The following is a 14,066-nucleotide window of genomic DNA, read 5'->3' as shown; positions in this document are numbered from 1 at the left end:
ATTGCTCTCGGCTGCGCTGACCATTGGCGGAGAAACGCGCCGGGTCTATCGCTTCGCCGATCCGGAAGACGGAACCATCGAATTCTTCGACCCTGAAGGACGCTCCTTACGCAAGTTCCTGATGCGCAAACCCGTGGCGGAGGGACGATTGACCTCCGGTTTCGGCATGCGTCGCCATCCGATACTGGGCTATGCCCGCATGCATACCGGCATTGATTACGGCGCGCGGACCGGAACACCGATCTTTGCAGCGGGGAATGGACGGGTGATCAAGGCAGGCTGGTCCGGCGGCTACGGGCGTCGGGTCGAGATCGAGCATGCCAACGGCTACGTCACCACCTATTCCCACATGAACCGGATCGCCGCCGGGCTCGAGGTCGGGGCAGAAGTGACCCAAGGGCAGGTCATCGGTACGCTGGGCAGTACCGGGCTTTCCACAGGGCCGCATCTGCACTACGAGGTTCTGGTCAACGCCGATTTCGTCGATCCGCTGAAGATTCGCGTGCCCCGCAGCCGCGAACTGGACGGGCGCGACCTTGCCTTGTTCAACCAGCAGCGTGACGAGATCAATGAGTTGATCGAACGTGCCGGCGGACCGACGCGATTCGCGCAGGGCTCCGGGCGCTGAACCCGGTGGATTTCGCATGCTCGCCTCGATCGCGATCGTCTTCCCGATCTTTGCCCTGATCGCGCTCGGCTATGGCGTGCGCCGCGGGCGTTTCGTCGATGACGGACTCGGTGAGACACTGTCGCGGTTCGTTTTCATCATGGCGATCCCGGCGCTGCTTTTCTCCACACTCTCGCGCTCCGATCTGCCGGATGTGCAGCCATGGGCCTATTGGGGCGCATATTTCTTCGCGCTGGCCGTGGTCTGGGCGATCGCCGATCTCGTTGCCCGTTTCTTCTTCGCCGACAGCCATGCCGGGGCGGTGGTGGCCGGCTTCACCGCCGGTCAGGCCAATCTGGTGCTGATCGGCATTCCGCTGGTGCTCTCGGCCTATGGCGAGGCGGCGGCAGCTCCGCTATTTCTGCTGATCGGCATCCATCTGCCCATCACCCTGACCGTCGCGACGCTGTTTCTGGAAGGCCGACAGACCTCCTGGCGCGCGATCTTCCTCAAGCTCGTGCGCCACCCCATCATTCTGGCGATCCTTGCCGGCGCGGCCATGCGCATGTCCGGGCTCGACCTGCCGGGACCGGTCTGGCGTACGCTCGAAATCCTCGGCGGCGCAGCGGTGCCCTGCGCGCTGGTCGCCACCGGTATCGCCCTGCATCGCTACGGGCTGGGCGGCGACTGGCGCCGGCCGGCGCTGATCACCGTGCTCAAGCTCGTCGTGCAGCCGCTGATCGTCTATGTGATCGTCTTCCATGTGATCACCTTGCCGCCGGTCTGGGCGGCGACGGCGGTGCTGCTCGCAGCCTGCCCTACGGGTATCAACGCCTATCTGCTGGCGCAGAGCTACCGGGAAGGCGTGGCGCTGGCCTCTGGCGGGGTCTTCCTGACCACGGTGATGGCCATGCTTACGACGGTAATCTGGTTGGCGATCCTCGGCACACCGGGGTGAGCAAGCGGGAGCGGTGACCGGTCGCGCATCCGGGCTTAGCGGGTGCAGCCCTTCCAAACCGAACCGCGCGCGGACACTGTGGTGCCGCCTCGCCTATGGAGATTCCCGATGAGCCAGCCCTCTGAGATTCCGATGATGGACGCCGTCGCGCTGTCGCGCGCGATCCATGACCGCGACCTCTCCTGCGCGGAGGTGATGGCGGCCTATCTCGACCGCATCGATGCACTCAATCCGAGGCTGAACGCCATCGTCTCGCTGCGCCCGCGCGAGGAGCTGATGCGCGAGGCGCGCGGGCGCGACGATGAACTCGCTGCGGGCACGTCGCGCGGCTGGATGCACGGCTTTCCCCAGGCGATCAAGGATCTGGCCGATGCGGCGGGCCTGCCTACCACCAAGGGCTCTCCGCTCTTGAAAGACAATATCGCAAGCAGCGACGCGTCCTATGTCGCACGCATGCGTGATGCGGGCGCGATCATCATCGGCAAGACCAACGTGCCGGAATTCGGGCTCGGCTCCAACACCTACAACCCCGTCTTCGGCCCCACCGCCAACGCTTACAGCCCCGCTCATACCGCAGGCGGCTCAAGTGGCGGCGCGGCGGTGGCGCTGGCGACGCGGCTTTTGCCCGTGGCAGACGGCAGCGATTTCGGCGGTTCCCTGCGCAATCCGGGCGCCTTCAACAACGTCTATGGCCTGCGGCCCGGTTTCGGGCGCGTGCCCGCCAGTAACGAGGATGTCTTCCTCCCCGGCATGGGCGTGAACGGCCCGATGGCGCGCAATGTCGCCGATCTGGCGCAATTGCTGGCGGTACAGGCGGGTTACGATCCACGCCAGCCGCTCGGCCTCGAGGGCGACGGCACGGAATTCGCCGCCCCGCTCGATCGGGACGTATCTGGGCTGCGCATCGGCTGGCTGGGCGATCTCGACGGGAGGCTGCCTTTCGAGCCGGGGATCATTGCACTCTGCGAAGCGGCGCTGCCGGTCTTCGAGAATCTCGGCTGCCATGTCGAGACGGTTTCGCTCGATTACGACATGGAGGATGTCTGGCAGGCCTTCTGCACCTTGCGGCACTGGCAGGTCGGCGCCGGCCTGCTGCCGCTCTACCAGGACCGCTCGCGCCGGGACCAGCTCAAGCCCGAAGCCGTCTGGGAGATCGAGAACGGTCTGAAGCTCGGCGTTTTTGACATCACGACAGCCTCCACGCGGCGCAGCGCCTGGTATCAATATGTGCGCAACTTGTTTGAGCGCTTCGACTTCCTGCTGCTCCCCACCGCCCAGGTCTTCCCCTTCGCCATCGAAGAGACCTGGCCACGCAAGGTCGGCGGGCGGGAGATGGACAGCTATCACCGCTGGATGGAGGTGGTGGTGCCCGTTACCATGTCGGGCTGCCCGGCGATCAGCGTGCCGGTCGGTTTCGGCGAGGCCGGTCTGCCCATGGGGATGCAGATCTGGGGGCCCGATCGCGCGGAACGCGCCGTGCTCGAGATTGCCCATGCCTATGATCGGGCCACTTCCTGGAGCGAACAGGTCCCGCCGGGAGCGTGAATCGCAGGATTTCCGTGTGGAATTGCAAAAACGGCCTTGCACCCCTGTTGATCAGAGCCTATCCCACGCGCGAGGTTCACTGCTAAGGCGAAGGACGCTGATGCCATCCGGTTTCGAAACGCTGCTCTCTCCCGTGATCCTGTTCTTCATACTGGGCGCACTGGCAGCAGCGGTGAGATCCGATCTCGCGATTCCGGAGGCCGTTGCCAAGGGCATCTCGCTCTATCTGATGGCGGCGATCGGGCTGAAGGGCGGCGTCGAGGTTTCGCAAAGCGGCTTTACGCCCGACATGGCGCTCGCGGCGCTGGCGGGGCTTGTCCTTTCCTTCCTGATCCCGATACCACTGTTTCTCGCGCTGAAGCGGATCGGGCGACTTGATACCGTCAACGCGGCGGCAGTCGCGGCGCATTACGGTTCCGTCAGCGTGGTGACCTTCGTCGCCGGATCGCAGGTGCTCGGCTCCGGCGGGATGCCACCGGCGGGTTACATGGTCGCCGTGCTCGCTCTGATGGAGACGCCGGCCATCATCGTCGGGCTGATGCTCGCCCGGCGCGGCGGCAGCGTGCAGGTCCAGTCAGGGCACGGCCTGTTGCACGAGACGCTTCTGAACGGCTCGGTAGTCTTGCTGATGGGATCCTTCATCATCGGGCTGATTGCCGGCAAGGAGGGTTTCGCGCCGATCGCGCCGCTGTTTCAGGACATCTTCACGGGAATCCTGTGTCTCTTCCTGCTCGATATGGGCCTCGTCGCCATCCGCCGCCTGCGCGAATCGCGGGCGCTGACCTGGCGGCTGGCCGGGCTCGGCATCGTCTTCCCCGTGCTCAACGGCACGATCGGCGTGCTGGTCGGCGCGCTGATCGGGCTCGATACGGGCAGTGCAGCGGCACTCGGCATGCTGGCGGCGAGTGCTTCCTATATCGCCGTGCCGGCTGCCATGCGTCTGGCCCTTCCCCAGGCCGATCCGGGGCTGTATCTTGCCATGTCGCTGGCGGTGACGTTCCCCTTCAACATCACCATCGGCATACCGTATTTCGTCTTCCTCGCGACGCAGGTGGTGTGATGAGCGAGCCGGATCCCGTGGATCTCGAGCGTATCAAGGTCGAAATCCTGCTCGATTCGCCGCTCGTGCGGCGGGTCGAGGAAGCCGCCGAACGCCACGGCCTCACCGGCTGGACCGTATTGCCGACGCTCGGCGGCTCCGGGCGCAGTGGGCGCTGGCGCGATGACCAGGTGACGGGCGCCGCCTCGAAGGTGCTCTTCATCACCGTGTGCAATCGCGAGAAAGCCGAGGCCTTCACTCGTGAATTGTCGCCGGTTCTGGAGGCTTACGGCTCCGTGCTGCTGAAGAGCAAGGTCGAGGTGGTGCGCCCGGGGAAATTCTGAGGCGTCTTCCGATTCAGCGATCGCGCTCACGGCCCGCCCGCACGTCGAGCTTGACCCCCTCGCGCACCAGCACGGCGAAGATCAGCCCACCGATCGCGTTGCCGATAACGATCGCGGCAAAGACACTGCCGGCGCGCAGCCAGCCCATCGGCGAATCCGAGATCATCCCGGCAAACAGCGCGATCGACGTCGTCACCGAATGATGCAGACCAAGGGCGCCGATCGTGACGCCGATCACCAAGATGAAGAGGAACTGGCTGGTCGAATCGCGCCCGCCCGCAATCAGCCAGGAGAGGAGCCCCATCAGCCATCCGGCCAGCACCGCGCTCATGGCGATCACGCCGAGCGGATAAGCTCCGAGATAGACGGCGAAGCGCACGAAATCATCATGGTCGGCGATCCTCAGGGCCGGGGCCATCGTGGTGATGAACAGTGCGAGCAGGAAGCCGCCGGCGAGATTGCCGCCGAGCACCAGTCCCCATAACCGCAACAGCATGCCGACGCCGCGCTCTCCGGTCAGAACCGGGAAGATCGCGATGGTGGTATATTCCGTATAGAGATCGGTGCGCCCCATAATGGCGATGATGAAGCCCACGGCATAGGCGCAGCCGAAGAGCAGCCGTTGCAGCGGCTCGCCGATCACGCCGCCATATGCGCCGACGATCATCCCGAGCAGCAGCACGCTGACACCCGCACACATCCCGGCGATCATGCCGGAAGAAAACAGCGCCACTGCGGGCCGCGCCAGCTCATCGACCGCCTCGTCATGCTCGACATCGAACATGGCCCGATAGGTTGTCAACGCCGTGTGCGGGTGATGTGCGTCGGATTCCTCGCCGTCATCGAAGCGGTTCATGCCATCTCCGTCCCCGTCATGAAGGCCTCGGGCATCATCCCTGCCCGCAGGGGAGGGATGAGGGGTGGGTTGAACCGGCGCACACGATCATCGCCACCGGTCACCTCCATACATCACCCGTCACCCTGCCGCAAAAGCGCAGGCGCGAAGCGGCCCGAAGGGAATCGGCGCCTGCGCGCGGCGGGGAGCCTTGCACCGCGCGGCCAGCGGGAATATCCATGCTGCCGGCCCGGCATGTCGTAACCGGGTGGCGTATCGCACGCGATACAGCAATTCCAACAAGGCGGCGAACAGGGAGGGCGCATATGCCCGCGATCACGCCTCCGTCCGGCGGGGCGAGCACGGCTGCCCTGATCGGGCGGATCCTGCTGCCCTTCGGCATCGCCTATTTCTTCAGCTTCCTCTATCGCACCGTGAATGCCGTCGCAGGACCGGAAATCGCGGCGTCGCTCGATCTCACCCCGGGCGATCTCGGCCTCGTCACCAGCGCCTATTTCCTCACCTTCGCGCTCTTCCAGATACCACTGGGCATCCTGCTCGATCGCTATGGCCCGCGCATCGTCGAAGCCGCCCTGCTGGTCATCGCAGCCGGGGGTGCACTCGTCTTCGCCATGGCCGATTCGATCACGGCGCTGGCCATCGGACGCGGTCTGATCGGGTTGGGCGTCTCGGCCTGCCTGATGGCCGCACTCAAGGCCAATGTGCAATGGTTTCCCGCCGCCCGCCTGCCACTGGCCAACGGGATCATCATCGCGATGGGCGGTCTTGGCGCCATCGCCGCGACGACGCCCGTGCAGATCGCCCTGACGGTGACGGATTGGCGCGCGATCTTCACCGCGCTCGCAGTGATGACGGTCGCGGTCGCCGTCCTGCTCTTCGCAGTGGGGCCGCGTCACGCGAAAGCGGGCCGGTCGGAGAGCTGGGGCGCGGCGATTCGCGGCGCAGCGCGCATCTTCCGCTCGCCGGTCTTTCTGCGCATCGCGCCACTCGTGGTGCTGAGCCAGGCGACGTTTCTGGCCTATCACGGGCTCTGGGCCGCGATCTGGATGCGCGATGTCGCCGCCGTACCCGCCGCCGATGTCGCGGCGATTCTCGGAATCGCGACGACGGGAATCATCTTCGGTTCGCTCGGAACCGGGCTGATCGCCGACCGGCTGCGCCAGCGCGGCGTGCCTGTCCTGCGCACGGCACTCGGCTTTTCCCTCGCCTTCATCGCGGTGCAGGCGGCGCTCGTCTTCGGATTGCCGGTGCCCGGGATCGCCCTGTGGACGGCTTTCGCCTTTTTCGGTCTGAGCAGCATGCTCTATTTCGCGGTGCTCAACGCCGCCTTTCCGCCGGAACTGGGCGGGCGGGTCTCGACCTCCGTGAACATGCTGGTTTTTTCCAGCGCCTTCCTGCTGCAATGGCTCGTCGGCGTGCTGCTCGATCCCTGGGAGGGGGCCGACCGGGTCTTCGCTCACCGCGCCGTCTTCGGCACGCTGGCCGGGCTGCAAATCGCCGCCATCTTCATCCTCCCCACCCATGTCGCCACCCGAGACGATCCCGCAGCGGAAGAGACCCGGCGCTGACGGTCCAATGGCGCGCCGCGCGTTCAACGCCCGATTCCGCAGGCGAAAAGGTCAGTTCAAGCCGAGCGCCGAACGCAATTCCGCGATGCGTGAACGGGCGACGGGGACGCGGTCGAGAGAGGGGCTGCCATCGAGCAGGCAGTAGCCGTTGTCCTTGCGCCTTTGGAAACCCGCGACGCGGGCGGCATTGACCAGATAGGACCGGTGTACGCGCAGGAACTGGGCCGGAAGGCGCTTTTCCGCTTCCGAGATCGACCACGGACAGAAGACCCGCCCGGAGGCGATGTAGACGATGGAATAATGCCCCTCCGCCCGCAGGGCGAAGACTTCGCCCGCGGGCACGAAGAAGGTGGCACCGTCTTTCTCATAAGGCACGCGTATTGAAGCGGCTGCTTCCGCCGCCGGGGCGGGGTCCTGCGGCTTCTCGATCCTGGGCTGCGCCGGCATCCCCTCTTCGAACGCCGGGGCAGGCGGCGCGGGAGGTGCCGTTTCCACCGCAGCAACGGCCTCCGCCGGGCCGTCGAGCAGGCTCGCCGCCGTGAGCAGGAAGGCGCCGGAGATGACGAATCCGGCAAAGAGCACGATCAGGGCGATCTGGGCATTGGCAAGCGCCGGCGCGTCGAAGGCCGTGCGGCTCACCTCCATGAAATCGGTCCAGTTCATCGCCGAGAAATGCACCACCACCACGCTGGCACCGAAGACCAGCGTCGCGAGCAACGTGTTGCGCCGGGTGCGCCGGCCATAGGCGATGCCGATCGCCGCCGCACCCATTCCCGCCGCAATCAGACCGACGATGACGAATCCAGCCGGCTCATAGACCGGTCGGCAGCCCTCGATGGCGTTGATGCCGACATAATGCATCGTCACGATGCCGGTGCCGAGGATCGCGCCGGCGAGCCCCATGCGCAAGCGCGTGCGGGGGCCGAAATGCATCAGCAGCAGCGCGATTCCTGCCAGCAGGATCGCGATCAGGGCGGATGCAGTCGTCGGCAGGATGTCGTAATGGACCTGCACCGGAAAGCGCATCGACAGCATGGCGATGAAATGCATCGACCAGATGCCGCCGCCGAGCGCGATCGCGGCCATCACGATTCGCGCCTGACGCTGACCCTTCGTCAGGCGCGACAGACCCTGCGTCAGGGTCAGCCCGGTAAAGGCCGCCATCATCGAAATGGCAATCGATGCCAGCACCAGCCAGGGATCGTATGTGTAGAGGATCATCGCGCGTCAGCGTCCTGCCCGAAACCGCCCGGTTCGCTGTCGCGCCGGACCTGTCTGTTTCGCTTGTGGGTTTTGCTGGCCTTGTGGTGCGAAACATTGTGCGCGCCGATCGGATCGCATCGCCGGCACGGGAGAAAAGTACCGGCGGGGCTTGAACGCTGTCAATGCTGCGACGCATGAATTCCACTCTTCGGTTGTGCATCGCAGCATCCGTGAAAGCCCAAACGGACAAAGGCGATCTGCAAGACTTCAAAGCGCGGACGCAGCGTGAAACAATCATGCGAAACATGTCTTCGTCACTCTCCGGGAGCCCCGCCATGCGCCTTTCCGATCAGACCATCGCCTTTTTCGGCCTCGGCTCCATGGGCTACGGCATGGCCGCGACGCTCATCCGTGCCGGCGCCGCCGTCTACGGCTTCGACGTGGCCCCCGGCCCTGTCGAGAAGCTCGTCGGCGAGGGCGGGCGGCAGGCCGGTGTCGCGGAAGCCGGCGCGCAGGCGGATGCGGCGGTGATCGTCGTGCTCAATGCCGCGCAACTCGAGGCCGTGCTTTTCGGCGCCGACGGCATAGCCGCGCATCTGCGCCCTGGCGCCGTGATCATTGCCTGCCCGACGATCGCCCCTGATCAGGCCCGCGCTCTCGCCACGCGCTGCGGCGAACTGGGCCTGCACTATCTCGACGCGCCGATTTCCGGCGGCGCCGCCAAGGCGGCGCGCGGGGCGCTCTCGGTGATGGCGTCGGGCAGCCCGGATGCTCTCGCGGCAGCTCGACCCGTTCTCGATGCGGTCGCAGAGACCGTGTTCGATCTCGGCCCCGAGCCCGGCGCCGGTTCGGCGATGAAGGCGATCAACCAGATGCTCGCCGGCGTGCATATCGCCGCCATGGCGGAGGCGGTCACCTTCGGCATGACGCAGGGAATCTCCCCGCAGAAGACGCTGGAGGTGATCCCGCAATGCGCCGGCACATCATGGATGTTCGAAAATCGCGCGCCTCATATCGTTGCGGGCGATTACACGCCCCATTCCGCCGTTGATATCTGGCCCAAGGATCTCGGCATCGTGCTCGATGTCGCGCGCGGCGCGAAGTTCTCTGCGCCTCTTACCGCAGCCGCCCTGCAGCAGTTCCTCGCCGCATCCGGCTCGGGGCTGGGGCGCGAGGACGATGCCGCCGTGGCGAAGGTCTATGCCCGCAATGCGGGGCTGAACCTGCCTGGTGACGATTGAACGACGCTTGCGCGCGGCACCCGGTTTATGGAGAGCGTCATGCTGCAATTCCCGGCAGTCTGCGGCATACAATGCTCTCGTCGAGTCGTTTTTTGATCGACAAAAAGGTTCCGCGCCTGGAAAAATAAACTTGGCAATAATTTATTTCGGAACGGTGCGCGCCTGCAGTTGTTATGCCTCCGAATGCAGATCGACATGGGTCGATTTGAAATAATATGCATCAGGAGGTGCAAAATGAAACATTTTATCGCCACATCTGCTATCGCTCTACTGATCAGCTCTCCTGCCCTTGCGCAAACAGCGGCAAACGACACTCAGATGACTGATGAAACGCAGTCCATGGCTACGTTCATCGAAACAGCACATGAAGCTGATGTGCTCGCCAGCGAAATCATGGAAGCATCAGTCTTTGCTCATGATGAAGTTCTTCCGATGAGCAGCGACGCCGACAGCACAGACATGCGTGCGGTCCGTACGATCAATGCGGATCAGCGCGAAAGTCTTGAGGAGATCGGTGACGTTCAGGATGTGCTGGTCGATCAGGATGGCAATATCCGCGGCATCATCGTCGGCGTCGGCGGTTTTCTCGGAATCGGTGAGCGCGAAGTGGCGGTCGGCCTCGACCAGCTCGGCTTTGCCCGCGATGCCGATGATCCGGGAAGCGTGATGGTGCTGGCGCAGATCGACGTGCAGTCGCTGGAAGAGGCGCCTGAATTCGACCGCGAGGCCTTCGAGAACCTCACCGTCATGAACGGCACTGGGGATGACGCCGAGGGCGTGGGTCTCGCCGATCGGGGGACAACCGGACAGGAGACTGCCGGGCAGGGGACCGCTGAACAGGACGCGGATCGCGATGATACGATGGCGCAATCGCGTCCCGCTCATGATGCCGGTCAGGAGCAATGGCGCCAGGGCCGCGAGATGTTTACCGCCCCGGACTTCGAACGCGAGGGTTACAACCGCGCCGAGGCGGACAACTTCTCGGTCGATGAGCTGCTCGGCGCCAACGTGTATGACGTGAACGACGAGGATGTCGGCAATGTCGATGACGTCATGGCCGGCGCCGACAATGCGCTGGAATATGTCGTCGTGGATGTCGGCGGCTTTCTCGGGCTCGGCGAGCATACCGTGGCGATCGGCCTCGACGAGGTGACGATCCTGCATGACGGCGCCGATGATCTGCGCCTCTATGTGGATGTGACCGAGGAAGCGCTGAACGAGATGCCCGAGCATCAGCGCTGACGCATGTTGCCTGAACGGGCTTGCACTGAACAGGTTTGCAATGATCGACCGCCACCCTTCATCAGGTGGCGGTCTTTTGCTTTGCCTTGCGGAAATTGCGAAATCTCAAGGCGCCGGCGCTGCGCCTGGCAGAGGATGGCGCGAGCCATGAAAGGATGTTGTCGTGATGCTCAAGGATCTGATGGTTCACCTCGACGGCGGCGCGGATGATGCGCATCGCCTCGGTTTCGCGGAAGCACTGGCCGACCGCTACAAGGCGCATATCGGGGCGCTGTTCGTGAATGCCTATCCGGGCTTCTCGATTTCGGCGGATGCGGCCGGGACCGGCGCGATCGCCATGGCCGAACTGGTCGAGCGCGCCACCGCCGAGGGAGACAGCACCGAAAAGACGATCCGCAAGACGCTGGAAGGCCTTCGTTTCCCCTATGATCTGCAGCGCATCGACGCCGTCGACGACCAGGCGGGCTATCAGGCCGCGCGAGCCGCGCGCCACGCGGATCTCTTCATCGGCCTGCGCCCGACCGAGGCCGCACCGCGCTGGACGGGGCTGATCGAAGCGGTGCTGTTCGGCAGCGGGCGCGCCGTCCTGCTGGCGGCGCCAGAGCGCGATCCGGGCCCGATCAGGACGGTCGTGATCGGCTGGAACGGCAGCCGGGAGGCCGCACGCGCCGTGGCCGAGGCCATGCCCTTCCTCGAAAAGGCGGCGAAAGTGGTGGTGGTCACCGCCGAGAAGCACCTGTCGGAGGATACGCTCGATACCCGCCTCGCAAGCCATCTCGATCGCCACGGCGTCAAGGTCACACTGAACGAGCTGCGCTCTGCCGATCCGGGCGAGGCGATCCTCGCGGAAGCCAGGAGCAGCGATGCCGATCTGATCATCGCCGGGGGCTACGGTCATTCGCGGCTGCGGGAATGGGTGCTCGGCGGCGTCACCCGCACCCTGCTGGAGCACGCACGCACCCCCCTTCTGCTGGCGCATTGAGGCGCCTGAGGCCCGGCGCGGGGATTGACGGGCCGCGCCGGCGCGGCCACCTTGAGCACGCGCTCGCGCCTGCACGACCGGTGCGGGGCGCGGCGCGGGCGCAAGGGGCGGGACGACGCCGGTCATGACAGCCTTCATCATTGCCAACCTGGCGCCGATCATGTTCGGCTCGCTGATCGCGATCATGATCCTGGGCTACCCGATCGCGTTTTCCCTCGCCGCGCTGGGTCTCGCCTATGCGATGCTCGGCATCTGGCTCGATCTGTTTCCGCCCGGCTTCCTGCAGGCTCTGCCGGATCGGCTCTTTGCCGTTCTCGCCAACGAAACGCTGCTCGCCATCCCCTTCTTCGCCTTCATGGGGCTGGTGCTGGAGCGCTCACGCATGGCGGAGGATCTGCTCGACACGATGGGGCAGCTCTTCGGTTCGTTGCGCGGGGGTCTCGCCTATGCGGTGATCGTCGTCGGCGCCCTGCTTGCCGCCGCCACCGGGGTGATCGCCGCCGCCGTCATCGCCATGGGGCTGATCTCGCTGCCGATCATGCTGCGCTACCGCTACGATCCGCGCCTCGCCACCGGCGTGATCGCGGCATCGGGGACGCTCGCGCAGATCATGCCGCCTTCGCTGGTGCTGATCGTGCTCGCCGACCAGCTGCAGCGCTCCGTCGGCGACATGTATGCCGGGGCGCTGTTGCCGGCGCTGGCGCTGGCCGGGCTCTACGCCGTCTACGTCGCCCTGATCAGCGTCATCCGCCCGCAGATGGCGCCGGCGCTGCCGCCCGAGGCGCGTTCCGGCGAGACCGGAATGATCTCGCTGATCGTGACGCTCGCCATCGCCATGGCGGCGGCCCTGATCGCGACATGGGCGCTCGCACCGCATGTGGCGCGCGCGCCGCTCGTCTATGGCGGGGCGATCGGCGCGCTCACGGCGCTCGCGATCGCGCTTGCAAGCCGCCGGCTGATCCCCGGCCTGATCGCGCCGCTGGCCGAGCGCGTGGTGCTCGCACTGGTGCCGCCGCTGGCGCTGATCCTGCTGGTGCTGGGGGCAATCTTCGTCGGCATCGCCACGCCCACCGAGGGTGGGGCGCTCGGGGCGCTGGGCGCGCTCGGCCTCGCCATGGCGCGCCGCCGGCTCGATCTGCCGCTGCTGCGCGAGACCTGCGAAGGCACGCTTCAGCTGTGCTCCTTCGTGATCTTCATCCTGATCGGCGCGCGCGTCTTCGCGCTCACTTTCTATGGTGTCGACGGGCATATCTGGGTGAAGGACTGGCTTCTGGCCCTGCCCGGTGGGGAGGCGGGGTTTCTCGTCTTTGTGGGGCTATTGGTCTTCGCGCTGGGCTTTTTTCTCGATTTCTTCGAGATCGTCTTCATCCTGGTGCCGCTTCTGATCGTGCCGGCCGAGGCTCTGGGCATCGATCTGATCTTCTTCGGCGTGCTGCTCGCGCTCGCCTTCCAGACTTCGTTCCTGACACCGCCCTTCGGCTTTGCGTTATTCTATCTGCGCTCCGTGGTGCCGGCAAAGGATGGGCCCGATCCGCAGACGGGGGAGTGGCGGCGCGGGGTGGATACGCTCGCGATCTATCGCGGCGCATTCCCCTTCGTCCTGATCCAGCTTGTCATGATCGCCATCGTGCTGGCCTTTCCGCAGATGGTGACCCATTACCAGCGCACCGGACCGGGCATCACGGCGGGAGAGGTCGAGCGCCGCCTCGACGATCTGCGGTTGCCGGGGCTGGAGGATGACGGCGGATTTGGCCTCACGCCGCCCGGGTTTGATGTGCCGGGGATGCGGCGGGATTGATGCTTTGCGAGAGTGGCGCGCAGCGCCCGGCCCGCAGGGCGAGCCGGGCGCTGCATCTGTCTGCTCACGGCTGGACAGGGTTGCCATACTGGTCGCGGATGTCGAGCGTATAGCCTTGACGCAGCTTGTCCTCCCCCATGTTGCGTTCGAGGTCTTCGGGCGAAGCGCGTCCCGTCGGCGAATCCCGCTCGATATCGAGGATACCGATCTGCACGCCGAGACCGTGCAGCGTCCAGGTTTCCGCCGGATTGTTCGGATTGGGGAAGGAAATCGTCACATCCGCGAGATACTGTCGGATCATCGCGACGGCCGCTTCCGCAGATTCGCGCGGTCCGATCGCCTCCCACTCGTCACCGCCATATTTGCGGAAAGTGACGTCCGGATAGGCTGCGGCCGCAGCCTGGATGCCAGCGTTAAGGTGGCCGATCGCCTTATCACCCACACCCCAGCCGAGCTTGTTGTTCAGCACCGACAATTTGGACATGTCGCCCTGCACGTGGACATAGCCCTCCGGCACACGCCCATCAGCATCACGCGGCGCTTGAATCTCGCCGCTCACGACGCCGGTTGCCTCCATCTCGTTCAACTCCAGGGCACGTAGGGCGAGCAGTTGCTGCTCGTACGGATTCATATTCGCAATCTGATCCCGAAGATAGCTGAAATCATAGCGCAAGGGCCGATTC

Annotated in this window: 13 protein-coding genes; 10 read left to right on the top strand and 3 right to left on the bottom strand. The window is 65.3% G+C overall.

Annotated elements, in window-relative coordinates; genetic code table 11:
• The 5 genes from VKP01_RS17315 to VKP01_RS17295 form a co-directional block, all read left to right on the top strand.
• A partial coding sequence (locus VKP01_RS17315; RefSeq protein ID WP_324414498.1) for a M23 family metallopeptidase occupies positions 1-628 on the top strand: 628 nt, incomplete at its 5' end.
• 16 nt (positions 629-644) lie between these two features.
• A complete protein-coding gene (locus tag VKP01_RS17310) occupies positions 645-1,565 on the top strand; it encodes an AEC family transporter (protein ID WP_324414496.1) in 921 nt (306 codons plus the stop codon).
• Between the two features lie 108 nt (positions 1,566-1,673).
• Complete coding sequence (locus VKP01_RS17305) at positions 1,674-3,110, top strand: amidase (RefSeq protein WP_324414494.1); 1,437 nt, start codon at positions 1,674-1,676, stop codon at positions 3,108-3,110.
• A gap of 100 nt (positions 3,111-3,210) precedes the next feature.
• Complete coding sequence (locus tag VKP01_RS17300) at positions 3,211-4,170, top strand: sodium-dependent bicarbonate transport family permease (protein ID WP_324414492.1); 960 nt, start codon at positions 3,211-3,213, stop codon at positions 4,168-4,170.
• Positions 4,170-4,493 carry a P-II family nitrogen regulator gene (locus VKP01_RS17295; RefSeq protein ID WP_324414490.1) on the top strand — a complete coding sequence of 108 codons (324 nt, stop codon included), beginning with the start codon at positions 4,170-4,172 and terminating at the stop codon, positions 4,491-4,493. The genes VKP01_RS17300 and VKP01_RS17295 overlap by 1 nt, the downstream gene beginning before the upstream one ends.
• A gap of 13 nt (positions 4,494-4,506) precedes the next feature.
• Here VKP01_RS17295 and VKP01_RS17290 read toward each other — a convergent pair whose 3' ends face one another.
• Complete coding sequence (locus VKP01_RS17290) at positions 4,507-5,349, bottom strand: formate/nitrite transporter family protein (RefSeq protein WP_324414488.1); 843 nt, start codon at positions 5,347-5,349, stop codon at positions 4,507-4,509.
• Positions 5,350-5,654: 305 nt separating this feature from the next.
• On the opposite strand from VKP01_RS17290, the gene VKP01_RS17285 reads away from it, so the two are divergent.
• Positions 5,655-6,917 carry an MFS transporter gene (locus VKP01_RS17285; protein ID WP_324414486.1) on the top strand — a complete coding sequence of 421 codons (1,263 nt, stop codon included), beginning with the start codon at positions 5,655-5,657 and terminating at the stop codon, positions 6,915-6,917.
• A 51-nt stretch (positions 6,918-6,968) separates the two neighbouring features.
• On the opposite strand, the gene VKP01_RS17280 is transcribed toward VKP01_RS17285, so the two are convergent.
• Positions 6,969-8,138, bottom strand: a complete 1,170-nt coding sequence (locus VKP01_RS17280; RefSeq protein WP_324414484.1) for an MHYT domain-containing protein — start codon at positions 8,136-8,138, stop codon at positions 6,969-6,971.
• Between the two features lie 317 nt (positions 8,139-8,455).
• Between VKP01_RS17280 and ltnD the strand changes: the two genes are divergently transcribed.
• From ltnD to VKP01_RS17260, 4 genes are all read left to right on the top strand, one after another.
• The gene (ltnD, locus tag VKP01_RS17275) at positions 8,456-9,361 is read left to right on the top strand and encodes an L-threonate dehydrogenase (protein ID WP_324414482.1); all 906 of its coding nucleotides are present in this window, start codon (positions 8,456-8,458) and stop codon (positions 9,359-9,361) included.
• Positions 9,362-9,544: 183 nt separating this feature from the next.
• On the top strand, positions 9,545-10,603 hold the full coding sequence (locus tag VKP01_RS17270; RefSeq protein WP_324414480.1) for a PRC-barrel domain-containing protein: 1,059 nt from the start codon (positions 9,545-9,547) through the stop codon (positions 10,601-10,603).
• 166 nt (positions 10,604-10,769) lie between these two features.
• Entirely contained in the window at positions 10,770-11,585 is an 816-nt protein-coding gene (locus VKP01_RS17265; protein ID WP_324414478.1) for a universal stress protein, read from the top strand.
• 124 nt (positions 11,586-11,709) lie between these two features.
• Positions 11,710-13,383 carry a TRAP transporter large permease gene (locus VKP01_RS17260; protein WP_324414476.1) on the top strand — a complete coding sequence of 558 codons (1,674 nt, stop codon included), beginning with the start codon at positions 11,710-11,712 and terminating at the stop codon, positions 13,381-13,383.
• Between the two features lie 64 nt (positions 13,384-13,447).
• Here VKP01_RS17260 and VKP01_RS17255 read toward each other — a convergent pair.
• On the bottom strand, positions 13,448-14,066 hold a 619-nt coding region (locus tag VKP01_RS17255; protein WP_324414474.1), incomplete at its 5' end, for a hypothetical protein.

The organism is Saliniramus sp. (assembly GCF_035311605.1).
Lineage (GTDB): Bacteria > Pseudomonadota > Alphaproteobacteria > Rhizobiales > Beijerinckiaceae > Saliniramus.
Note: the sequence above shows the minus strand (reverse complement) of the source record. Positions and strands in the feature narration are given on the sequence as shown.